Origin of the sequence: Acidovorax sp. 93 (assembly GCF_003633835.1) — a bacterium.
Classification (GTDB): domain Bacteria; phylum Pseudomonadota; class Gammaproteobacteria; order Burkholderiales; family Burkholderiaceae_C; genus Acidovorax; species Acidovorax facilis.
On the sequence record NZ_RBIT01000001.1, the window covers coordinates 5,380,849 to 5,401,910 of the forward strand.

Here is a 21,062-nt window from a genome sequence, read left to right on the forward strand (position 1 = left end):
CTCTTTTATCAAGGCACTCAGCGGCTTTCCCACGCTTCGGCGTGGGCCTGTGCCGCAACATCCAGCGAGCGCAGGCGCAGTGCTGGGTCGTAGACATCGCTTACCAGCATCAGCTCATTGGCCCCGGTGGCTTCGGTGAGCTGTGCAAGGCCCGCGCGCACCGTGTCCGGCCCGCCGATCACGGCAGCGGCCAGAAAGTCGCCAATCGCGGCGCGCTCCTGGGGCTGCAGCTGCGCGGCGTAGTTCTCAACGGGCGGCAGCAGGCGGCGCCGGTCGCCGGTCAGAATGCCCAGCACCCGCTGGTAGGTGCTGCTGGCCAGAAACTCCGCTTCTTCATCCGTGGGGGCTGCAATCAGCGGCACCCCGATCACCACATAGGGCTGGGGCCAGGCGGCGGACGGCCGGTACAGGTTGCGGTACAGGTCAATGGCCTGGTGCAGCAGGCGCGGGGCAAAGTGCGAGGCAAAGGCATACGGCAGCCCGCGCTCCGCCGCCAGTTGCGCCGAAAACAGGCTGGAGCCCAGTAGCCAGATCGGCACGTTGGTACCCGCACCGGGCATGGCAATCAGGCGCTGACCTGGTTCGGCCGGGGCCAGCAGGCGCTGCAACTCTGCAACGTCCTGCGGAAAATCATCGGCTGTCTCTACCCGGCTGCGGCGCAGTGCGCGCATGGTGGTGGGGTCCGTGCCCGGCGCGCGCCCTAGTCCCAGGTCGATGCGGCCCGGGTACAGCTCGGCCAGGGTGCCGAAGGCCTCGGCCACCACCAGAGGCGCGTGGTTGGGCAGCATCACGCCGCCAGAACCCACACGGATGCGCGAGGTACCACCGGCAATATGGCCCGCCAGCACGGCGGTGGCTGAGCTGGCAATGCCCGCCATGTTGTGGTGCTCTGCCAGCCAGTAGCGGGCAAAACCCAGCTTTTCAGCATGTTGCGCGGTGCGCAGGGCAATCTGCAGCGCATCGGCTACGGTGCCGCCCTCCCGGACGGCGACGAGGTCGAGCATGGACAGGGCGGGGCGTTGAGCAGTGGAAGTCATCCGTACATTGTCTGGCCCTGGCCACATTGCTGCTGGCTACCGGGGCAGAGCTGGCAGGGCCAGAAGGGTTGACGCGCACGGTTTTTACCAAGAGGTCATTTTTTGGTAGCCAAAAGCGCGCGCGCCCCACAGAATGTTTCAAGGCATTTCCGGCAGGACCATTCCTGGTGCTGGCGGACGGGGTGCCTCCACAGGGACCAAGCATGGGTTTTTTCAGTCGTCTGTTCAAGATCCGGGAGCAAGATCCCACCAGCCCTGACACCACCTGGGCCATGGAAGACAACGGCAGCGAATTGGTGCTGGACGCCGAGTACGCCTCCATGCTCATGACCGAAATCGATATCGACGCGGCCATTGCCAGCCATGAGCGCTGGCGCCTGCAGCTGCAGGACATGGTCAATAGCCGCTCGCAGGAAGTGATGCGGCCCGAACGCATCTGCCAGGACGACCGCTGCGACCTGGGCCGATGGCTCTATGGCACGGGGCGCGTGCGGCTGGGGCATTACCCCGCGTTCGACATGCTGGTGGCCCGGCACAAATACTTTCACCAGCAGGCGGCCGATGTGGTGACTGCGTTCCAGGCGGGCGAGCAGCAAAAGGCCGTGCAACTGCTCAACAGCAGCTGCCGCCATGCGTCCAACCAGGTGCTGTTGCTGCTCAAGGAACTCAAGCGGGGCCTGGGGCGCTGATACCTTGGGGCGCGGTGTACACAGGCACGGCCAGGGCCAGTCGGCGCTGTGTGAATGGTTGCTCTGTTTTTGATAGCTTAAAACGCTTTAGACACAAGCGCTAAGGCCATTTTTTTCTGAATTCTGCGAAGATTTCCGGCGCCCGCAACCTCGCCCAGCCCCCACCGTTTCGGCCCGCCCGCCAGCATCGGCACACAGTTCTTACATCTGAAGACACGGCTGCCTGCGAGAAACGCCGTTGGCGTGGCTATCCTTCGGCGCGCGCCAACCATTGCTTGCAGTTGGTTGCGCAAAAACACAATCGACCCATCGATTCAAGACCAATCAAGAAGCTGACCACGTCAGAGAGGGAACCCCATGGACCGCCGTAAATTGTTGACGCTCGTAACCCTGGCTTCCGGCGTGAGCGCCGTATCGCCCGTGTGGGCGCAGTTTGACCTGGGCAAGATGCTGGATGCAGGCAAGGACCTGGCCAAGTCCGAGAGCCTGTCGGACGAGGAACTCAAGAGCACGTTCGACCAGATGTCCGCCGATATGGACAGCCAGAACCAGGTGGCCCCGGCAGGCAACCCCTATGCCAAGCGCCTCACGAAGCTCACCTCGGGCCTGGGCACCCACGACGGCCTCAAGATGAACTTCAAGGTCTACCTCACGCCGGAGATCAACGCCTTTGCCATGGCCAACGGCACCATCCGGGTGTATTCGGGTTTGATGGACAAGTTCACCGACGATGAAGTGCGCTATGTGATCGGCCACGAGATCGGCCACGTCAAGGCCGGCCACACCAAGGCCCGCATCCAGACCGCCCTGCGCACCAGCGCGCTGCGCAATGCCGTGGCGTCGAGCAACGGCAAGGCCGGTGCCATTGCCAGCTCGCAGCTCGGTGACCTGTTCGAGAAAGTGGTGCGCGCCCAGCATTCGCAAAGCAACGAGCGCGAGGCTGACGACTACGCCATGGGCTTCATGAAGGCCAAGCGATACCAGCCCGCCGCTTGCGTCACTGCGCTGGAAAAACTCGCCGCCATGTCGGGCGGGGATTCGACCAGCTTTTTGTCTACCCATCCGTCACCCAAGGAGCGGGCGGACCGGATGAAGACGCAGGTGGCCTGACCTTTCGCTGTTGCTAAAGCCTGGTGGGGCAGTACCGCGTCTTCGGGCGCGGTATTTTTTTGTCCGCACATTTCGACATCCCCGCGGCCGTGGGCGCCCATCCGCGCGGCGGTGCTTTGGCTCGCCTGGGGTCAGTAACTCCGCCCACCCTTGTACATCGCGTGCTGGCGCCGGTTCAGCGTCGCGGCTTCGCCCAGCCGCCCCATGGCAGCACCCGCATGCGCATGTGTGATGGCCATGCCCAGGCCATCGGCCGCGTCGGTGCCTGGCACGCCGGGCAGGCTGAGCAGGCGCCGCACCATCTCCTGCACCTGGCTCTTGGCGGCGCGGCCGTGGCCGACCACGGCTTTTTTCATCTGCAGCGCCGTGTATTCGGCTACCGGCAAATTGCTCGCCACCAGGGCCGTGATGCAGGCGCCCCGTGCCTGGCCCAGCAGCAGGGTGGACTGGGGGTTGACGTTGACGAACACGATCTCGACCGAGGCTACATCGGGTTCATAGCGGGCCGCCACTTCGGTGATGCCGTCGAACAGGATCTTCAGACGCCCGGGCAGATCGCCCAGCGCCAGCGTGGTGGTGCGGATGGTGCCGCTGGCCACGTAGCTGAGCTTGTGGCCGTCCATGTCTACCACGCCAAATCCGGTGGTCTGCAGGCCGGGGTCGATGCCTAAGATGCGCATTTGCTCATTATTTGATAGCTGCTATCGCTTGTTGGTAAAGCGCTAGGTGCCAATTTTCTTGAAAACTTCTGGGTCGGTTCATTTACAGACCGAAGTACCAGCGCACCGAATGGAAAAACACCGGCGCCGCAAAACACAGCGCGTCCACCCGGTCGAGCAGGCCACCCGCACCGGTGACCGACATGCCCTGCATGCCCCAGCTGGTGATCCCCCGGTCGCGCTTCAGGGCCTTCATCACCAGGTGCCCCAGGCTGCCCGCCACGCAAGCCAGCAGCGCCATACCGAGCGCCTGGCCGGGCTTGAACGGGGTGATGAACGTGAGCAGCCCGCCGGCCAGCCCCCCGGCCGCCACACCGGCCAGCCAGCTCGTCCACTGAAAACTCTGGCTCACCTGCGGCGCCACGGGCTTGTGCGGAAAGCGCCGCCCCAGCAGGTGCTGCACCAGCATGCAGGTCTGCACCACAAACACCAGGAAAAACACCAGAAACGCGCCCTTGTCGCGGTAGCCCGGAAAGTCCAGCAGCAGCAGCGCGGGCACGTGGCTCATGCCGTACACGCAGACCATGATGCCCCACTGCAGCTTGGCGTTGCGCTCCAGAAAACGCTGCGGGTCGTTGGCCAGCGCACTCACCACGGGCAGGGCGAGGAACACGTAGACGGGGATGAACACCGTGAACAGGTCAAAGTGCTTGCTGCCCACGATCCAGAACTGCAGCGGCAGCACCACAAAAAACGCCAGCACCAGGCTGCGGTGGTCGCCACGCCGTGTGGGCGACAGCGTGATGAACTCGCGCAGCGCAAAAAACCCCACGATGGCAAACAGCACGGTGGCTACCGTGTCGCCCAGGACCCAGCCAATCCAGAAGACGGAAGCCATCATCCAGGATGTTTTGAGCAGCCCCCAGAAACGCTTGGCTTCGAGAATGCGGGCTTCGGACTCAGGGTCGTCGCTGGCGTGTTCGCGCAGATTGCGTACGAAGGCCCAGATGGTGACGACGGACAGGATGCCAAACATCACCAGGAACAGGGCACCGACCTGCTGGGTGGCAGTCAAATTGCGGAGGAAGTTATTCATGTTCAGACTTCCCTGAGCGCAATGACTGCACGGCGTGCCCGGTCGAGGAATGGGCGACGCTCTTCACCTGCTTCCAGCTGCACGGGCTCCCCAAAGGTCACTGAGCACAGGATGGGCACCGGCACCACTTCGCCCTTGGGCATCACGCGCTGCACGTTGTTGATCCAGGCGGGCACCAGCACCACCTGCGGGAACATCTGCGCCAGCTTGAACAGGCCCGACTTGAACGGCTGCGGCTCGTCGCCATGGCCGCGCGTGCCTTCGGGAAAGATCACGATGGAGTCTCCGCTCTCCAGCGCACGCACCAGCGGGGCCAGCGGGTCGGACTCGGGCAGGGCTGCGCGCAGCTCCTCGGGGGTGGGCGCGCGGGGCGGGGCTTCGGGCGACGGATCGGGGCCGCCGGCCATGGCGGTGTCCGCGTCGCTGGCGGCGGTGGCCAGGGCCTCCAGCACGCCCACCGGCTCCGCCGCCAGGGGAGCCGGGGGCCGCGCAGGCGTGGCCTGACGGTCTACATACACGGCGTTGAACACGGCGGTGGTGATCCACTGGCGGAACGGCGTCTTGGTCCAGTAGTCCTTGGCGGCAATGGGCCGCGTGATGCTGCGCAGCTCTTCGGGCAGCGCCGCCCAGATCAGCACCATGTCGGCGTGGCTCTGGTGATTGGCGAAATAAATGCGCTGCTCGGCCTTGGGCGGGCAGCCGTACCAGCGGGCCTGGGAACCGGTCAGAAACCGCACGATCCCCAGCAGAAGGAAACTCATCAACTTGGCAAGCATGGCGGGGATGATACGTGGCGGGTGTGCCCTGTCGGGCGTGTACTGTGGCGTGCCGCAGCCGGGCGGCTGCAGCTACCCTGGCCACTACACCCAGATGCGATATGCCCAGAACGCCTCGTCGCCGTAGATGCCGTCGTACAGCGCCTGTGGGGCATAGCCGGTGATGCGCCGCGTCACGCGGCACAGGTGCGACTGGTCCGAGAAGCCCGCGCCTGCCGCCACGTCGGCCCATTTCACGGTGCCCTTCGCGGCGTCCGAAGCGATGGTGTCGAAAAACGCCTGCTCGGCCTTGCCAAAGCCGCGCAGCTCGCGCAGCGGCAGCCCGGCCCAGCGCTTGATGCGGCGCTCCAGCTGGCGCAGGCTGCGGCCTGGAGCCGATACAGCGGCGCGCTGCGCGAGGTGCATGGCCCAGTCGCCGTAGCGCTGCACCTGCAGCGCCTGCGCGGGACGGCAGGCTTGCCAGCGGGGTTCCAGAAACGCCTCCAGGCAGTCCATGCGGGCGGCATCGCCCGGCTGGTGCTGCACGGCTTCGCACATCGCGATCCAGTCGGGTGGCAGCACGGTTTGCGCATCCACGAAACGGTCAGTCAGCGCCTCAGGCTCCAGGCCGGTGAGCTGGTGCAGCGCGTCGGGCATGAACATCACCATCATGGCGTGGGTGGGCGCTGCGCAATAGCTGGCGCTGGGCCGGGTCTGGGGGCCCGCCAGCACCCAGCGGCCGGGATACGCCTCGCGCGGGCTGTGCAGGCCGGGCAGGGCGTCGGGGCGGTCTGCCACCAGGGCTTCGCTGCGGCCTTCAAACCACCAGCTCAGGCTGCAAAGGGGTGTGGCCGGAAAGCGGTTGATGCGTTGCGCATCCGTGAGCGTGTAGCCGAGTGTGCTGCGCACCATGGTGCCGCGCAGGCAGGCCGACAGGCTGGCGCGCGGAAGCCACAGCTGGCCCGAGGGGATCAGCCCCTGTGGATGCCGTGCGGAAGGTGGGACCAGGGTTGCCATGGGGCGCGAGTGTAGGCCAGGGGCGATGTCGAATTCGTTCAATACCTGCCCGCTGCTGCACCGCACCATCCGCACCATGAACCACGCCATCACCACTGCCCCATCGAAGCCCGCAACACCTTCCCCCTCTGCGCAGCTTGCGCCAGCCCGGCTCCCCGAGCCCGGTGGCCCGCCCAGCCGCTGGTGGGGCCTGCCCTTGCTGTGGGAGATGCGGGCCGATTACCTCGGTTTCGTCACCCGTCTGCAGCGTGACCATGGCGACCTCACCCGCATGCGCCTGGGTAATGAAGATGCCTGGGACCTCCTGTCGCCCGACCTCGTGCGCGAGGCGCTGGTCACCCACGCAGACCACCTGATCCGCTGGGAGCGCGGCATCGCCGTGTTCGAGCAGGTGTTCGGCCAGAGCGTGCTGGTGACCGAGGGCGATACCTGGCAGCGCCAGCGCCGCATGCTGATGCCTGCTTTTACCCCCAAACGCATGGCGGGCTACGCGCAGCTCATGACCGATGCCGCCCGCAGCGCACTCGACGCCGCCGTGCCCGCTGGCCAGGCCGAAGCGTTGGTGCCCATGGACACGCTCTGGACCGATGTGGCCATGGATGTGATCCTGCGCACGCTGTTCAGCGAATCGGCCCAGGCCGACGCGCGCGATGCCGCCTGGGCCACGCAGACGCTGTCGGAGACAGCCTTCCGCGAAATGTTCATGCCCTTCACGCTGCCCGACTGGTTGCCCCTGCCCGGCAAGGCCGCCAAGCGGCGCGCGCTCAGGGCGCTCAAGGGGCTGGTGCAGCGCCACATCGGTGCGCGCAGCCGGGAGGCGGCAGATTCAGCAGGCGCCCCGCCACGCACTGACCTTCTGCACATGCTGCTGGCGCTGCGCGACGAATCCACCGGCGAGCCGCTGTCGCCGCAGGAGGTTTTCGACCAGTGCATGGTCAGCTTCCAGGCCGGGCACGAGACCAGCGCCACCACGCTGCTGTGGTGGAGCCGCCTGATGGCCGAACACCCCGAGGCTGCGCAACGCGCACAGGCCGAGGTGGACAGCGTGCTGCCCCCGGGCCAGACGCCCGGCCCCGAGCACCTGGCCCGGTTGCCCTTTCTGGCCGCAACCCTCAAGGAGGCGCTGCGCCTGTACCCGCCCATTGCCGCGCTGATGACCCGGCGCACCACCGCACCCATCACGCTGGGCGGCGTGGAGGTGCCCCAGGGCGCCATGCTGCGCATCACGCCCTGGGTGCTGCACCGGGATGAACGCTGGTTTGCCCAGGCCGACCGCTGTGTGCCGGAGCGTTTTCTGGATGACGCCCCGGCCATCCCCAAAGGCGCGTGGATACCGTTTGGGGTGGGGCCACGCGTCTGCATCGGGCAGCACTTTGCGATGCTGGAGATGACGCTGCTGGCGGCGATGTTGTTGCAGCGGTACCGGCTGCGGTTGCCGGAGGGGGCGGCGGTGTGTGTGCCGAAGCTGCGGGTGACTTTACGGCCGGAGGAACCAGTAACGCTGCTACTAGCGCGAAGGGGGTAGACGCTTTTAGCTTGGCAATTTGCTCCCCAGACTGATGCCGAGGTACTGCTACGGAGGGGAGCGTCGCCGATTTCTCAAAAACCGATAGATGGAAATGTAGGCCCACCATTGCGGTCCGCAGAGGGTGATCCACACCAGTTGCTTGAAGGCAACGAATGCGGTGAAGTCCTGACCATAGAGAGCTTTCGCGGCAAGTGCGGAGGGCAACCACGAAGGGAAGTTCAGTGTTGCCAGCACGGCCTCGACATAGCTCGGAACGCCACAGCATGCTGAAAGTGGAATCTCGCCATAGGCGACCCCGAGGCTCCAGGCGCTAAAGACAACAACCAGTGCGATGTTCGCGGCGGCCACCCAACGCTCGGCTCGCGTGAATATCATCAGCAAATCCTTCCGTTGAGCACTGGATCCTTCACGGCAGCTCCGCACTCCCCATCCGACCCAAAATCGTCCGCGTCCTTCCCGCCAGATACGCCGACCCCGGTGTCTTCTCAAACCGCTTGGGTGCAGGCAGCATCACCGCCAGCCGCGCGGCTTCCGTGGCGCTCAGGCGCGAGGCGCTTTTGCGGAAGTAGTGCTGCGCGGCCGCCTCGGCACCGAACACGCCTTCGCCCCATTCCACGCTGTTCAGATAAATCTCCAGGATGCGCTGCTTGCTCAGCAGCTGCTCCAGCAGCAGCGTGAGTACAAATTCCTGCCCCTTGCGCAGCAGCGTGCGTTCGCCGGATAGCAGCAGGTTCTTGGCCAGTTGCTGCGTGATGGTGGAGCCACCCCGGATCTTGGGGGCGCGCACGGGGCGGTCGGGGGCACGGGCCTGGGCCTTGTTGGCCAGGGCCTCGGCCTTGGCGTTGCGCTCCCAGGCTTTTTCGATGGCATTCCAGTCCACGCCGTCGTGGCTCACAAAGCCATCGTCTTCCGAGGCGATCACGGCGCGCTTGAGCTGGTCGGAGATGCTGGCGTAGGGCATCCACTGCTGGCGCCAGGGGACGTTGCCTTTGGTGGTGAGCAGCGTCCAGGCCTCGGAGCGCTGAAAGCTGGTGGATTCGGGGTCGATGACCACCATGGCAGCGATACGGACCACAAAGAACAGCTGCAGCGCCACGAAGGCGAGCACCACCAGTCCCAGCCAGCGCAGCACGGCTTTCATCGCGGTGTGTCTCCTCGTGTGGGGTGTTGTTATTTGGATGAGTTGGCCTGCTGCATTTCCTGCAGCACCTGGGCCGACGGCGGGCGCACGCCGCGCCACAGCAAGAAGGCTTCGGCGGCTTGCTCGACCAGCATGCCCAGGCCGTCACGCGGAACGGCGCCGTGCTGGCGGGCCCAATCCAGAAAACCCTGCGCGGCGGGGCCATACATCATGTCGTAGGCCAGGCAACCGGGGTGCAGCACGCGGGCGGATACCGGCACTTCGGCACCGGCCAGGCTGCTGGCCGTGGCATTGATAATGACATCAAAATTGGCCTCTAGCGCTTGTGGAGTAAGCGCAGTAAGCTCTGATTTTTGTAGCAATGCAAGCGCACTGTGCGACTGCACCAGGGCCTGCGCCCTGGCCAGCGTGCGGTTGGCCACCGTGATGTGGCGGGCTCCTGCCAGCAACAACGGGCCCAGCACGCCCGCAGCGGCGCCACCGGCGCCCACCAGCAGCACATCGCGCCCCGCCAGCGACACACCCGCGTTGCGCGTGATGTCGGCCACCAGGCCCAGGCCGTCGGTGTTGTCGGCATAGATGCTGCCGTCGGCGCGGAAGGTGAGGGTGTTGGCCGCACCGGCCAGCTGCACGCGCTCGCTGCATTCGGTGGCGAGAAGTGGTGCGTCGGTTTTGAACGGCACCGTCACGTTGCAACCGCGCCCACCCTGGGCCACAAAGTCGCGCACGCCCTGGGCAAAACCATCCATGGGCACCAGGCGGCGTTCGTAGGCGATGTGCTCACCCGTCAGTTCGGCAAAGCGGGCGTGGATGGCGGGGGAGCGGCTGTGCGCCACCGGGTTGCCCATCACGCAGTACAGGTCGGCGGCTTGGCTCATGGGTAAAAAATCGTGCGGTATGAAAAAAGGCGGGTTGGCAGGGCCGCCGCGGGCAGGGCCTGGTGGCGACTAGCGGACGCTGGTCTCCAGCGTCTGATCGCGCGTGAACTTGAAGCGCGCCACCATGGCGATCTGGTCGGCCTTCTTGCGCATGTCGGCGCCAAACGCGCCAAACGGGCCGGCAGCCCGGGCAATCGCCTCGGCGCGCCGGTCCAGTGTGGGGTTGCCTGAGCCTTGCACCACCTCGGTGTCGAGCACGCGGCCGTCGTGGTTGACGGTGACGATCATGGTCAGCTCGCCATACAGCTTCTTTCCGCCCTGTTCGGGGAAGTTCTCGGTGCCCTTGTCTTCCACCTTGCGGCGCAGGCCGTCGTAATAGATGGCGTAGGCCTCTTCGCGCGTGGCGGGGCTGATGTAGCGCTTCTTGGGGCGCGAGTTTTCTTCATTGATGCGCTTTTCGATCTCGGCGAGCAGCTTGACGAGCTGGCGGCGCTTTTCCTGCTCGTTGGCCTGCTCGGCGCTCTGGCTGGCCTGGCGCGGATCGGGCTCGGGCATGGTGGCCAGCTGCTTGCGCAACTGGGCCAGCAATTGCGCCTGCTGCTCCTGCATCGCGTCCATCTTGCGCTGGGCTTCTTCGTAGTCGTCGCCCACCGTGGTCAGCGCGGTGTAGGGCAGGGGGCTGGTGGCGCGGCCCTTCTCGGCATCGCCGCCGCCAGCCAGGTTGGCCTGGGCAATCGCCTGGGCCTTGTCGGGGCGCTCGTTGGACTTGGCGTTGACCAGGATGACTTCGAGCGGCGTGTCCTGGAACACGCGGTTGAAGCCCTCGGGGTCGATGAAACGCACCGAGATGAGCGCGGCATGCACGGCCACCGAGATGCCCAACGCGAGCTGCAGCGTGCTGAAGGTGCGGAGGAAGGCAGGGAGTTTCATCGCCAGCAATTATCAGGGGCTGTCAGGGGGAATCAGGCGGCCGGTGCTGCCGCAGCGGCTTCGGCGGGTGCCTCGTTCACGTCCACTGCAATGGCAATCGGTCCGGCCACGGTATCGTCGTCCTCGGCATCGTCCACCGGGCCGTCGTCGCTGGTGTCGGCCGGGTCATCCAGGCGCTCGATCACGGTGCCATGGATATCGAGGGTGATCTCGTCCACCTCGCCCAGCTTGACCTTCAGGCGCGCGCCGCGCGGCAGGTTCTGCGCGCCCAGCACGGGGAAGACCAGCGGAATATCGTCTGCACGAACGAGGAAGCTGCCGCCCGGGCCTTCCTTGAAGACGGTGACGTTGAGCTCAGTGATGCCGTTCTGCTCTACATATTTGAGCGTCCAGAACCGTTCCATGCCCGCCTGGTAGCCGTTGTAGGCGCTGTAGGCGCCGTCGAAGCTGCTGATGATGGAGAACAGGTCGGCATCCTTGGGCTTGAAAGGCGCGGCCAGCGCAGCGGTCTTGCCGTGGCGGGCGCAGGCAATGATTTGCCACTGGTTGACCAGGTCGGTGTAGCGGCGCAGGGGCGACGTGGCCCACGAATACGCTTTGACGCCGATGCCCGCATGCGGCAGCGCCTTGGTGCCCATCCGCACCTTCACGCCGGGCGCCATGCTGGCCTGGCTGCGGTAGATGCCGGGCACTCCCAGCTCGGCCATCCAGCTGCCCCAGGTGCTGTTGGCCACGATCATGGCCTCGGCCACGATCAAATCGAGCGGCGCGCCGCGCTGGCGTACGCTGATCTGCACTTGTTCATCGCCCGTGGGCTCGGCACCGTTGTTGCCGACCAGGCGGAAGTTGTAGTCCGGCCGGTTGAAGTTCTCGGGCTTGCCACGCACCACTTCGCGGCGGGCTTTGAGGTCCTTGGCAAGGCGGTGCAAAAATGATAGCTGGGGGCGCAGGTCAGACAAGCGCTGGGGGTCGTTTTGATGCTCGAACGCCGGGTTGGAGAGCCATTCTTCGGTCACCACGCTGTCGAGCTGGTCGTGGCGCAGGTTGGCGACCACGTGCACGCGCTCGAGCTTGGTTTCAGAGCTTTTGAATTCCAGCGTGGCTTCGTCGATGGTGACGTACAGCGACACGGCCGGGTTGGCGCGGCCTTCGTCCAGCGTGTAGGTCTGCACCACGTCATCCGGCAGCATGGTGATCTTGTAGCCCGGCATGTACACCGTGGACAGGCGCGCGCGGCCCAATTGGTCGATGGCGCTGCCCGGCTGGATGGCCAGGCCCGGCGCGGCGATGTGGATGCCCAGCACCACGGTGCCCGTGCCCAGGCCCTGCACCGACAGCGCATCGTCGATTTCGGTGGTCTGCGAGTCATCGATGGAATACGCCTGCGCGGTGGACAGCGGCAGCTCGTCCGCAATGGCGGGTGCGGTGACGGCGGGAAAGCCCGTGCCCTTGGGGAAGTTCTCGAACAAGAAGCGCTTCCAGTGGAACTGGTAGGCCGAATCGATGGCGCCCGCCTTTTGCAGCAGGTCGAGCGGCGCGGTGTGCGTGGCGCGGCTGGCGTCCACCACGGCCTTGTACTCGGGCGCATTCTTGTCGGGCTTGAACAGGATCTTGTAAAGCTGGTCGCGGATGGGCTGCGGGCATTCGCCCCGTCCCAGCGCGGCGGCCCATTCGTCGATCTGCGCGAGGATGGCCTTTTTCTTCTCGATGGCGGCCAGCGCCTGCTGCAGGATCTCGGCCGATGCCTTCTTGAACCGGCCCTTGCCTGCGCGGCGGAAATAGTGGGGCGCGTCGTACAGGCGGAACAGTGCGCCGGCCTGCTGGGCCAGGGTGGCGTTTTCAGAGAAATAGTCCCGCGCCAGGTCGGCAAAGCCGAACTCGTCTTCGGGCGCGAACTCCCAGGCCAGGTCCAGCTCAATGGTTTCGGCCACGGCCTGGGCCTGGGCGATCAAGTCGGCAGGCGAGGGTTTCTCGAATTTCAGGAGGATGTTGGCGGCCTTGACCTTGACCCGCTTGCCCGAGTCGAGCTCAACCTGGGCGGATGTATCGGCTTCGGACAGGATACGACCGGCCATGAACTTGCCGGCTTCTTCAAACAATGCGTGCATGGGCGGCATTGTCCCATGGGTGCCGCGCCGGTCCGACGGCCCCGGGCCTGCCCCTATGATCCAGGGCTTTGCACGATGGCCCGGTTCTTTCGACATGTTTTTTGATGCCATTGCCGTTCCGCTGGCCTTGCTCGCAGTGGCTTTGCCGTTTCTGTTTGCCGTCACTGACTCCCCAATCGCCAACTTCTGGCCGCTGATCGCGTCCTGGGTGTGTGGGGCGGTGCTTTTGCTGCTGGCAGCCGGGTGGGCAAGCACCGGGGTCGCGCAGCGCAGGGGGCCTGCGGGCTGGGGTTGGCTGCTGGCGGGTGGGCTGGGGCTGGCCGCGCTGGTGGCCAGCGTCATCGGGCTGGTGCAGTACCTTGCTGGCGATGTCGGCCTGGGGCCCTGGATTCACGCTTCGGTGCCAGGCCAGGCGGTGGGCAACCTGCGCCAGCGCAACCAGCAGGCCACCCTGCTCAGCCTGGGCGCGTGGGCCTGGCTGTGGTGGACGCTGCATGCCCGTCCACAAGGCAACGCGGACTTGGCCGGGGCGGCCAGCCCAGGCCGCGCACCTTCCTCCGGCGTGTGGGGCGTGCTGACCGCTGTGGCGCTGATGTGGATCGCCGTGGGCGGGGCCGCCACAGCGTCGCGGACCGTGGTGGTGCAGTGGCTGCTTGTCCTGGTGCTTCTGGTCGTGTGGCGTGGCGCGGGCCGTGGCGAGGCGCTGCGCCTGGGTATCGCAGGGTTTGCGGTTTTTCTGGTGGCCGCCTGGGTGCTGCCGGAGGCGCTCTGGAAGTTTCAGGGCGTGCGCGCAGATGCCTTGTTCCACCGTTTTACGGACGGATCGCACACCTGCACCAGTCGGCGGGTGCTGTGGTCCAACGTGCTCACCCTGATTGCGCAGAAACCGTGGCTGGGCTGGGGCTGGGGCGAACTGGACTACGCACACTACATCACGCTGTTCCCGGGCGAGCGCTTTTGTGTGCTGCTGGACAACGCGCACAACCTGCCCCTGCATCTGGCCGTAGAGCTGGGCCTGCCCGCTGCCGTGGCGTTGTGCGGGGTCGTCGTGGCAGGGTGCCTGTGGGCCCGGCCTTGGAGCGAAACCGAGCCCGTGCGCCAACTGGCCTGGGGCGTGCTGGCGATCATCGGACTGCACAGCATGCTGGAATACCCGCTGTGGTACGGGCCGTTCCAGGTGGTGGCCTTGCTCTCGGTGGCGATCCTGGTCTGGCCCCGGCGCGACGAAGCATCGGATGGGCGCGCGTGGCCTGCGGGGGCTGCAGCGCTGGTGGCCGCCGTGGCGATCCTGGGTGCCTGCGGCCTTGCCGCCTGGGACTACCACCGCGTGAGCCAGCTTTACAAGCCGGGGGCGCAGCGGGCTGCCGCGTACCGTGAGGACACGCAGGCCAAGGTGTCCCATTCGCTGCTGTTTTCGGGCCCGCTGGACTTTGCGCGCCTGACCACCACGGGGCTGACCCGCGACAACGCAGCGCGCATGAACGCCCTGGCCCAGGAGCTGCTGCATTACTCCCCCGAGCCCCGCGTCATTGAAGTGCTGGTTGAAAGCGCCGTGATGCTGGGCAAGGACGACGAAGCGGCTTTCCACATGAAGCGCTACCGTGCAGCCTACCCGGACGACTATGCCCGCTGGATGGGGGCGGGTGGCACCCGGGCATCTCAGGCACGTTGAAGAGGTTGTGATGCGCTGGTGCCCCCGGCGCCCGGGTGATGTCAGGCCAGAGCCAGGAACTCCGTCACTTGCGGCAGGTAGTCGCTGAAATTGGCGAGGGCGTGTTCTCCCCCCTCCTGCACCACCAGCCGTGCCTGCGGGTAGCGCGCCACCATTTCACGCCAGTCCAGCACCTCGTCGCCCTTGGCAATGATGGCCATCTCGGGCGCTGCCGGCGGCTGGCCTGCGGTGTCCAGCGCGCGCAGCTCGTCAATGTATTCAGGCTGGAAGTAAAACCGCTCCGCTGGGTCGTGCCAGGTGGTCTGCTCGCCGATGTACCGCGCAAGGTCACGCGCCGGGTGCACGGCCGGATTGAGCATCACGCTGGGGCAGCCCTTGTGCTGCGCCACCCAGCTGGCGTAAAAGCCACCGAGCGAGGAGCCGATCACCGCCATTGCTGCTCCGCGCCACGGGGCAATGCCCTGCGCGACCAGTTCCATCGCCGCTTTGGGGGAGGGCGGCAGCTGGGGGCACCAGAAGGTGACACCCGGGTGGTGCTGCGCCACATGCGCGGCCATCTGCCGCGCCTTGGCAGACTGGGGCGAAGAGCGAAAGCCGTGCAGGTACAGAAGGTGGGTGGTGGTCATGGAGGGGGAAAACGACAGGGCAGGGGAATCACTGCTGTGAAAGGGGTGGCCGAGACATAAGATGCATGGCATGGGCACCACGCGGTGGGCCCGCTGCCTTGATCCCCACCATGACTGATTTTGCCCCGCTTTCCACCGCCAAACGCTGGGCTTTGGGATCCACCGACAAGCCTCCCACGTCGCTGGGCCGCTTTGAACTGAAAAAGCTGCTGGGCCGGGGCGCCCAGGCCACCGTGTGGCTGGCGCTGGACCCGCGCCTGCAGCGCGAGGTGGCCATCAAGCTCATGCGCCCCGTGGAGGACCAGGACCCGTCGGTGCTGGAGCACTGGCTGCGCGAAGCCCGGCATGTGGGGCGCCTGGCGCACCCCTTCATCGTTCCGGTGTTTGAGGCCGATGTGCAGGGCCGCCAGCCCTACATCGTGTTCGAGTACGTTCCAGGCAAGACGCTGGCCGAGCATCTGGCGCAGCAGGGGCGCTGCACGCCGCACGATGCAGTGGCGCTGATGGTGGATGTGCTGGATGGCCTGCAGGCCGCACACCAGGCCGGCATCGTGCACCGCGACCTCAAGCCTTCCAACATCATGATCGACACCCAGCGCCACGCGCGGGTGATGGACTTTGGCATGGCGGCGCCGGTGCAGGCTGTGCCAGATTCGCAACTGGCCAGTGGCACCCCGGCGTACCTCGCGCCCGAGGCGGCGGCCGGGGCGGCCCCTGCACCGGCCATGGATGTGTATTCGGCCGCCCTGGTGCTGGTGGAGCTGCTCACGGGCCGGCCACTGATCCACCAGAAGGACGCCTGGCAGGCGCTGTACCGCGTTGCCAACGAAACCCTGGTGCTGCCGGAAGACCTGGGGCCGGGCGTGGACGACGCCCTGCGGGCCATTTTGCAACGTGCGATGGCGCGCGAGCCGGGCCAGCGCTATCCGTCGGCGGCGGAGTTTCGCGATGCCTTGCGTGCCTGGGCCGCTCCGGCCAGCGCGCCCACGGCCGCCAGCAATGCCACGCTCGACTTCCTGCTGCGGCGCATGCGCCACAAAAGCGACTTTCCGGCGCTGTCGGACTCGGTGGCGCGCATCCAGCGCGTGGCCAACTCCGAGGACGACAGCATCAGCGATCTCACACACGAGATCCTCAAGGATGTGGCGCTCACCAACAAGTTGCTGCGCCTGGTCAACAGCGTGCATTTCGCACATGCGGGCCGGGGCACCATCAGTACCGTGTCGCGGGCCGTGAGCCTGGTGGGCTTCAACGCCGTGCGCAACATGGCACTCAGCCTGGTGCTGCTCGACCACATGCAGGACAAGGCCCATGCAAGCCAGATGCGCGAGGAGTTTTTGCGCGCCATGATGGCTGGCTCGGTGGCGGCGGAGCTGTGCGAGCCCGGCCAGGCGGCTGAAGAGGCCTTCATTGGCGCGATGTTCCAGAACCTGGGCCGCATGTTGTGCGAGTTCTACTTTCCGGATGAGGCGCGCCAGGTGCGCGCCCTCATGGAGACTGGCCGCGTGGAGGGGGGCGAAGAGTCGGCCGCGCTGCAGGTGCTGGGCCTGGGCTTCGAGGACCTGGGGGTGGGCGTGGCCCGCGTCTGGGGGCTGCCCGAGAGCCTGCAGCGCTGCATGCGCAAGCCCCTGGGCTCGCCCATGCAACGCGCGCCGGAGCAGGGGGTGGAGCGCCTGCGCTGGGTGGCGATGGCTGCCAATGAGGTGGCCAGCACCCTGCTGGCGAGCGATGCCGCGTCGCTGGAAGCCCGCCTGGGCCAGATCGGCACCCGCTATTCCCGCACCCTGGCGCTGTCTCCCGCAGCGATTTCGGAGGGCACTTTGCGCGCCCGCCACAAGCTCGTGGCGCTGGCCGAGGCGCTGGACCTGCGCGTAGCCCCCGGCACGCCTGCGGCGCGGCTGCTGCAGCTGCCCCCGGCGGCCGGTGCCGGGCCCGCGCAGGATGACGCCCTGGGCTCGCACGAGCTGCGGGCCAGCGAAACCCAGCCCTTGCCAGCGGTGCTGGAGTCGCAGGCCAGCGGCGCCGTGTCGGTCGCGCAGGTCAACGAAGTGCTGGCAGCGGGCATCCAGGACATTACCAATGCCATGGTCGAGAGTTTTCAGCTCAACGACGTGTTGCGCATGATCCTGGAGACCATGTTCCGCGCGCTGGGGTTTCGGCGCATGGTGTTTTGCCTGCGTGAGGCACGCACCGATTTGCTGACTGGCCGCTTTGGCCTGGGCGAGGGCAGCGATGCCGCCGTGCGTGCCATGAAAGTCCCGCTCAAGGCGCCGGGCGACCTGTTTGCCGCCGTCTGCCTGCGCGGCGCCGATACGCTCATCAACGACGCGACGGAGCCCAAGATGCAGGCCCGCCTGCCCGAGTGGTACCGCGCGGGGCTCAATGCCCCCTCTTTCCTGCTGCTTCCGCTGCAGATCAAGGGGCAGACGTTTGCGCTTATCTATGCCGACCAGTCCACGGCAGGGGGCATCGTGGTGGACGACAAGGCCCTGGGCCTGCTGCGCACCCTGCGCAACCAGGCGGTGATGGCCTTCCGCCAGGCGGGGTGACGGTGGCGCGGCCCCAAGGGCCGCGATAATCCCGCGATGGCCGTTGTTTTTGAAAAGCCCTCGCTCGCCCAGCGTTTTCTTCCCCTGTTTCGCGGGTTTGACCTGCCGCTCATGCTGGTGGTGGCGTTGCTCGCCTGCGCCGGGCTGGTGGCCATGTATTCATCGGGCTACGACCACGGCACACGGTTTTCGGACCATGGGCGCAACATGCTCATTGCGGGTGCCATTTTGTTCATGGTGGCCCAGGTGCCGCCCCAGAAAATCATGCTGTTCGCTGTGCCGCTGTATGCGGCCGGCGTGGCGCTGCTCTTGGCGGTGGCGCTGTTTGGCATCACCAAAAAAGGGGCGACGCGCTGGATCAATGTGGGCATCGTCATCCAGCCCAGCGAGATCCTGAAAATTGCCATGCCCCTGATGCTGGCCTGGTGGTTCCAGAAACGCGAGGGCACCTTGCGCCCGCTCGACTTTGCGGCGGCAGGGCTGCTGCTGGCCGTTCCGGTGGGGCTGATCATGAAGCAGCCCGATCTGGGTACGTCGCTACTGGTTCTGGCAGCTGGCCTGTCCGTGATCTTCTTTGCCGGGCTCTCCTGGAAGCTGGTGCTGCCACCGGTGGTGCTGGGGGGCGTGGGCATCCTGGCTCTGGTGTTGCTGGGGGACCAGTTGTGCGCGGACGGCGTGCGCTGGTCGGTGCTGCACGACTACCAGCAGCAGCGCATCTGCACCCTGCTCGACCCCACACGCGACCCGCTGGGCAAGGGGTTCCACATCATCCAGGGCATGATCGCCATCGGCTCGGGTGGCATGTGGGGCAAGGGTTTCATGGCGGGTACCCAGACGCATCTGGAGTTCATCCCCGAGCGCACCACCGACTTCATCTTTGCCGCGTTTTCCGAGGAGTTCGGGCTGGCAGGCAACCTGTTTCTGCTGGTCTGCTTTTTGATGCTGGTCTGGCGCGGCCTGGCCATCGCCGCAGGGGCCACCAGCCTGTTCGGACGCCTGATGGCCGGGGCGGTCTCGATGATCTTTTTCACCTATGCGTTTGTGAACATGGGTATGGTCAGCGGCATCCTGCCCGTGGTGGGCGTGCCGCTGCCTTTCATCAGCTATGGCGGCACCGCCATGGTGACCCTGGGCCTGGCACTGGGCATCCTGATGTCGGTGGCCCGGGCCCAGAAGCAGGACCCCAAGGACGCTCGGCCTGCCCTATAGCCATGGGCTCCGCTGGGAGATCAGGAACACCTTCCAGGGTCTTTACCCAGGCGTTGCGTGCAGGGCGGCAAGAGGGTACAAACCGGCAGGCCAACTGTGCCTTGGCCCATGCAACCGGAGGGATTCCCTATGGCGGCGAAGTTCGAGCTGAAGAAGTCGAAGAACGATAAATTTGTCTTCAACCTGTTGGCCTCCAATGGCCAGATCATCCTCACCAGCGAGATGTACGAATCACGGGCCAGTGCACTGAACGGCATCGAATCCGTGCGCAAGAACGCTCCCGATGATGGCCGCTTCGGTCGCCTGAGCGCCAAGGATGGATCGCCCTATTTCACGCTCAAGGCGGGCAATGGCCAGGTGATCGGCCAAAGTCAGATGTATTCCGGTGCCAAGGCGCGCGATGCCGGTATCGAGTCGGTGCAGACCCATGCGCCCCAGGCCGCGCTGGACGACCAGACGACGGCCTGACGCTTTGCGTGGGCGCTTTGAGGCATAGGGCCATGTGCCCCCTTGTCCGGCAGGGTGGGGCTGCGCGCCTAAAATGCCCCGATGACTTTCCGCTCCACCACTGCCGCGCCCCAGCGTGCGGCCACCAGCCAGCGCATCGATGTCGCTCGCGAATTGTTGCTGACCCCTTTCGGGCTTGACGAAAGCCATCTGGCACGGGCACTGGCCGAGATCCGCACCCACAAGGTGGACGATGCCGACCTGTACTTCCAGTACACCCGCAGCGAGGGCTGGAGCCTCGAAGAGGGCATCGTCAAGACTGGTTCCTTCAGCATCGACCAGGGTGTGGGTGTGCGCGCGGTGAGCGGCGAGAAGACGGCGTTTGCCTATTCGGACGACATCTCCGAGGCGTCCTTGTTGGACGCAGCCCGAACTGTAAGGTCTATTTCGGCCGCAGCGCAGGCGGGTAAAGCGCGAGTAGCTTCTAAAAAAGTAGCGGCAGGCCGCAGCCTGTACCCCGGCGTGGACCCCATTGCCTCGCTCGACAGCACCGCCAAGGTGGCCTTGCTGGAAAAGCTGGAGCAGCGCGCCCGCGCCAAGGACCCGCGCGTGGCGCAGGTCATGGCCGGGCTGGCGAGCGAATACGACGTGGTGCTGGTGGCCCGTGCCGACGGCACCCTGGCGGCCGATGTGCGCCCGCTGGTGCGCCTGTCGGTCACGGTGATCGCCGAGCAGAATGGCCGCCGCGAAATGGGTTCGGCGGGCGGCGGTGGTCGTTTCGGCCTGGCCTATTTTGACGACGAGCAGATGGGCAAGTACGTGGACGAGGCCGTGAATGCGGCCCTGGTCAACCTCGAATCGCGCCCCGCCCCTGCGGGCGAGATGACGGTGGTGCTGGGGTCGGGCTGGCCCGGCATCCTGCTGCACGAAGCCATTGGCCACGGGCTGGAAGGCGACTTCAACCGCAAGGGCTCGAGCGCATTCAGCGGCCGCATCGGCCAGCGCGTGGCGGCCAAGGGCGTGACGGTGCTGGACGACGGCACCATCGCCGACCGCCGTGGATCGCTCAACGTGGACGACGAGGGCCACGCCAGCCAGCGCAATGTGCTGATCGAGGATGGCATCTTGAAGGGCTACATCCAGGATTCGCTCAACGCGCGCCTGATGGGTGTGGCACCCACCGGCAACGGCCGCCGCGAGAGCTATGCCCACATCCCCATGCCGCGCATGACCAACACCTACATGCTGGGCGGCGACAAGGACCCGCAGGAAATCATCGCCAGCATCAAGAAGGGCCTGTACGCCAGCAACTTCGGCGGCGGACAGGTGGACATTACCTCGGGCAAGTTCGTGTTCTCGGCCAGCGAAGCCTACTGGGTGGAAAACGGCAAGATCCAATACCCCGTGAAAGGCGCGACCATCATCGGCAGCGGCCCCGAGTCGCTCAAGAAGGTCACCATGATCGGCAACGACATGCGCCTTGACAGCGGCGTAGGCACCTGCGGCAAGGAAGGCCAGAGCGTACCCGTGGGCGTGGGCCAGCCTACGCTGCGTATCGAGGGGTTGACGGTGGGTGGGACGGCCTGACGATCGGCGACAGCGTTCCTGCTT

Annotated in this window: 19 protein-coding genes; 8 read left to right on the forward strand and 11 right to left on the reverse strand. The window is 66.1% G+C overall.

Annotated features, from left to right (window positions below; all coding sequences use genetic code 11):
* Positions 1–17: 17 nt before the first annotated feature.
* Positions 18–1,037 carry an LLM class flavin-dependent oxidoreductase gene (locus tag C8C93_RS24725; protein ID WP_121508581.1) on the reverse strand — a complete coding sequence of 340 codons (1,020 nt, stop codon included), beginning with the start codon at positions 1,035–1,037 and terminating at the stop codon, positions 18–20.
* Between the two features lie 203 nt (positions 1,038–1,240).
* Between C8C93_RS24725 and C8C93_RS24730 the strand changes: the two genes are divergently transcribed.
* Complete coding sequence (locus C8C93_RS24730) at positions 1,241–1,726, forward strand: CZB domain-containing protein (RefSeq protein WP_121508582.1); 486 nt, start codon at positions 1,241–1,243, stop codon at positions 1,724–1,726.
* Positions 1,727–2,083: 357 nt separating this feature from the next.
* Positions 2,084–2,836, forward strand: a complete 753-nt coding sequence (locus C8C93_RS24735; RefSeq protein WP_121508583.1) for a M48 family metallopeptidase — start codon at positions 2,084–2,086, stop codon at positions 2,834–2,836.
* A 131-nt stretch (positions 2,837–2,967) separates the two neighbouring features.
* Here C8C93_RS24735 and ruvC read toward each other — a convergent pair whose 3' ends face one another.
* The 4 genes from ruvC to C8C93_RS24755 form a co-directional block, all read right to left on the reverse strand.
* Entirely contained in the window at positions 2,968–3,516 is a 549-nt protein-coding gene (gene ruvC / locus C8C93_RS24740; protein WP_055395965.1) for a crossover junction endodeoxyribonuclease RuvC, read from the reverse strand.
* 82 nt (positions 3,517–3,598) lie between these two features.
* Positions 3,599–4,591, reverse strand: coding sequence for a phosphatidate cytidylyltransferase (locus C8C93_RS24745; RefSeq protein WP_055395967.1), 993 nt, complete (start codon positions 4,589–4,591; stop codon positions 3,599–3,601).
* Between the two features lie 2 nt (positions 4,592–4,593).
* The gene (locus C8C93_RS24750) at positions 4,594–5,367 is read right to left on the reverse strand and encodes a 1-acyl-sn-glycerol-3-phosphate acyltransferase (RefSeq protein ID WP_121508584.1); all 774 of its coding nucleotides are present in this window, start codon (positions 5,365–5,367) and stop codon (positions 4,594–4,596) included.
* Positions 5,368–5,451: 84 nt separating this feature from the next.
* Positions 5,452–6,363: a helix-turn-helix domain-containing protein gene (locus C8C93_RS24755; RefSeq protein ID WP_233559564.1), complete on the reverse strand. Its 912-nt coding sequence runs from the start codon at positions 6,361–6,363 to the stop codon at positions 5,452–5,454.
* A gap of 25 nt (positions 6,364–6,388) precedes the next feature.
* On the opposite strand from C8C93_RS24755, the gene C8C93_RS24760 reads away from it, so the two are divergent.
* A complete protein-coding gene (locus C8C93_RS24760; RefSeq protein ID WP_233559565.1) occupies positions 6,389–7,888 on the forward strand; it encodes a cytochrome P450 in 1,500 nt (499 codons plus the stop codon).
* Between the two features lie 48 nt (positions 7,889–7,936).
* Here C8C93_RS24760 and C8C93_RS25105 read toward each other — a convergent pair whose 3' ends face one another.
* From C8C93_RS25105 to C8C93_RS24780, 5 genes are all read right to left on the reverse strand, one after another.
* A complete protein-coding gene (locus tag C8C93_RS25105) occupies positions 7,937–8,266 on the reverse strand; it encodes a hypothetical protein (protein ID WP_147433801.1) in 330 nt (109 codons plus the stop codon).
* Between the two features lie 31 nt (positions 8,267–8,297).
* A complete protein-coding gene (mtgA, locus tag C8C93_RS24765; RefSeq protein ID WP_055394917.1) occupies positions 8,298–9,032 on the reverse strand; it encodes a monofunctional biosynthetic peptidoglycan transglycosylase in 735 nt (244 codons plus the stop codon).
* Between the two features lie 29 nt (positions 9,033–9,061).
* Positions 9,062–9,910 (reverse strand): shikimate dehydrogenase, encoded by an 849-nt coding sequence (aroE, locus tag C8C93_RS24770; RefSeq protein ID WP_121508586.1) that lies wholly within the window; start codon positions 9,908–9,910, stop codon positions 9,062–9,064.
* 69 nt (positions 9,911–9,979) lie between these two features.
* The gene (locus tag C8C93_RS24775) at positions 9,980–10,840 is read right to left on the reverse strand and encodes an energy transducer TonB (protein ID WP_055394913.1); all 861 of its coding nucleotides are present in this window, start codon (positions 10,838–10,840) and stop codon (positions 9,980–9,982) included.
* A gap of 32 nt (positions 10,841–10,872) precedes the next feature.
* Positions 10,873–12,948, reverse strand: coding sequence for a ribonuclease catalytic domain-containing protein (locus tag C8C93_RS24780; RefSeq protein WP_121508978.1), 2,076 nt, complete (start codon positions 12,946–12,948; stop codon positions 10,873–10,875).
* 94 nt (positions 12,949–13,042) lie between these two features.
* Between C8C93_RS24780 and C8C93_RS24785 the strand changes: the two genes are divergently transcribed.
* The gene (locus tag C8C93_RS24785; RefSeq protein WP_121508979.1) at positions 13,043–14,620 is read left to right on the forward strand and encodes a Wzy polymerase domain-containing protein; all 1,578 of its coding nucleotides are present in this window, start codon (positions 13,043–13,045) and stop codon (positions 14,618–14,620) included.
* A gap of 41 nt (positions 14,621–14,661) precedes the next feature.
* Here C8C93_RS24785 and C8C93_RS24790 read toward each other — a convergent pair whose 3' ends face one another.
* Positions 14,662–15,246, reverse strand: coding sequence for a YqiA/YcfP family alpha/beta fold hydrolase (locus C8C93_RS24790; protein ID WP_055394911.1), 585 nt, complete (start codon positions 15,244–15,246; stop codon positions 14,662–14,664).
* A 110-nt stretch (positions 15,247–15,356) separates the two neighbouring features.
* Here C8C93_RS24790 and C8C93_RS24795 point away from each other — a divergent pair, with 110 nt between their 5' ends.
* The 4 genes from C8C93_RS24795 (at position 15,357) to tldD (ending at position 21,038) form a co-directional block, all read left to right on the forward strand.
* Positions 15,357–17,795 carry a serine/threonine protein kinase gene (locus C8C93_RS24795; protein ID WP_199727072.1) on the forward strand — a complete coding sequence of 813 codons (2,439 nt, stop codon included), beginning with the start codon at positions 15,357–15,359 and terminating at the stop codon, positions 17,793–17,795.
* A gap of 36 nt (positions 17,796–17,831) precedes the next feature.
* The gene (rodA, locus tag C8C93_RS24800) at positions 17,832–19,004 is read left to right on the forward strand and encodes a rod shape-determining protein RodA (RefSeq protein WP_055394909.1); all 1,173 of its coding nucleotides are present in this window, start codon (positions 17,832–17,834) and stop codon (positions 19,002–19,004) included.
* A 129-nt stretch (positions 19,005–19,133) separates the two neighbouring features.
* Positions 19,134–19,472: a YegP family protein gene (locus C8C93_RS24805; RefSeq protein ID WP_055394907.1), complete on the forward strand. Its 339-nt coding sequence runs from the start codon at positions 19,134–19,136 to the stop codon at positions 19,470–19,472.
* A gap of 81 nt (positions 19,473–19,553) precedes the next feature.
* Positions 19,554–21,038 carry a metalloprotease TldD gene (gene tldD / locus C8C93_RS24810; RefSeq protein ID WP_121508588.1) on the forward strand — a complete coding sequence of 495 codons (1,485 nt, stop codon included), beginning with the start codon at positions 19,554–19,556 and terminating at the stop codon, positions 21,036–21,038.
* The last annotated feature ends 24 nt before the right edge of the window (positions 21,039–21,062 follow it).

Excerpts from the sequence above, each read along its gene's own strand:
- C8C93_RS24725 (WP_121508581.1), bottom strand. The coding sequence starts at position 1,037 with ATGACTTCCACTGCTCAACGCCCCGCCCTGTCCATGCTCGACCTCGTC.
- C8C93_RS24730 (WP_121508582.1), top strand. The coding sequence starts at position 1,241 with ATGGGTTTTTTCAGTCGTCTGTTCAAGATCCGGGAGCAAGATCCCACC.
- C8C93_RS24735 (WP_121508583.1), top strand. The coding sequence starts at position 2,084 with ATGGACCGCCGTAAATTGTTGACGCTCGTAACCCTGGCTTCCGGCGTG.
- ruvC (WP_055395965.1), bottom strand. The coding sequence starts at position 3,516 with ATGCGCATCTTAGGCATCGACCCCGGCCTGCAGACCACCGGATTTGGC.
- C8C93_RS24745 (WP_055395967.1), bottom strand. The coding sequence starts at position 4,591 with ATGAATAACTTCCTCCGCAATTTGACTGCCACCCAGCAGGTCGGTGCC.
- C8C93_RS24750 (WP_121508584.1), bottom strand. The coding sequence starts at position 5,367 with ATGCTTGCCAAGTTGATGAGTTTCCTTCTGCTGGGGATCGTGCGGTTT.
- C8C93_RS24755 (WP_233559564.1), bottom strand. The coding sequence starts at position 6,363 with ATGGCAACCCTGGTCCCACCTTCCGCACGGCATCCACAGGGGCTGATC.
- C8C93_RS24760 (WP_233559565.1), top strand. The coding sequence starts at position 6,389 with ATGTCGAATTCGTTCAATACCTGCCCGCTGCTGCACCGCACCATCCGC.
- C8C93_RS25105 (WP_147433801.1), bottom strand. The coding sequence starts at position 8,266 with ATGATATTCACGCGAGCCGAGCGTTGGGTGGCCGCCGCGAACATCGCA.
- mtgA (WP_055394917.1), bottom strand. The coding sequence starts at position 9,032 with ATGAAAGCCGTGCTGCGCTGGCTGGGACTGGTGGTGCTCGCCTTCGTG.
- aroE (WP_121508586.1), bottom strand. The coding sequence starts at position 9,910 with ATGAGCCAAGCCGCCGACCTGTACTGCGTGATGGGCAACCCGGTGGCG.
- C8C93_RS24775 (WP_055394913.1), bottom strand. The coding sequence starts at position 10,840 with ATGAAACTCCCTGCCTTCCTCCGCACCTTCAGCACGCTGCAGCTCGCG.
- C8C93_RS24780 (WP_121508978.1), bottom strand. The coding sequence starts at position 12,948 with ATGCACGCATTGTTTGAAGAAGCCGGCAAGTTCATGGCCGGTCGTATC.
- C8C93_RS24785 (WP_121508979.1), top strand. The coding sequence starts at position 13,043 with ATGTTTTTTGATGCCATTGCCGTTCCGCTGGCCTTGCTCGCAGTGGCT.
- C8C93_RS24790 (WP_055394911.1), bottom strand. The coding sequence starts at position 15,246 with ATGACCACCACCCACCTTCTGTACCTGCACGGCTTTCGCTCTTCGCCC.
- C8C93_RS24795 (WP_199727072.1), top strand. The coding sequence starts at position 15,357 with ATGACTGATTTTGCCCCGCTTTCCACCGCCAAACGCTGGGCTTTGGGA.
- rodA (WP_055394909.1), top strand. The coding sequence starts at position 17,832 with ATGGCCGTTGTTTTTGAAAAGCCCTCGCTCGCCCAGCGTTTTCTTCCC.
- C8C93_RS24805 (WP_055394907.1), top strand. The coding sequence starts at position 19,134 with ATGGCGGCGAAGTTCGAGCTGAAGAAGTCGAAGAACGATAAATTTGTC.
- tldD (WP_121508588.1), top strand. The coding sequence starts at position 19,554 with ATGACTTTCCGCTCCACCACTGCCGCGCCCCAGCGTGCGGCCACCAGC.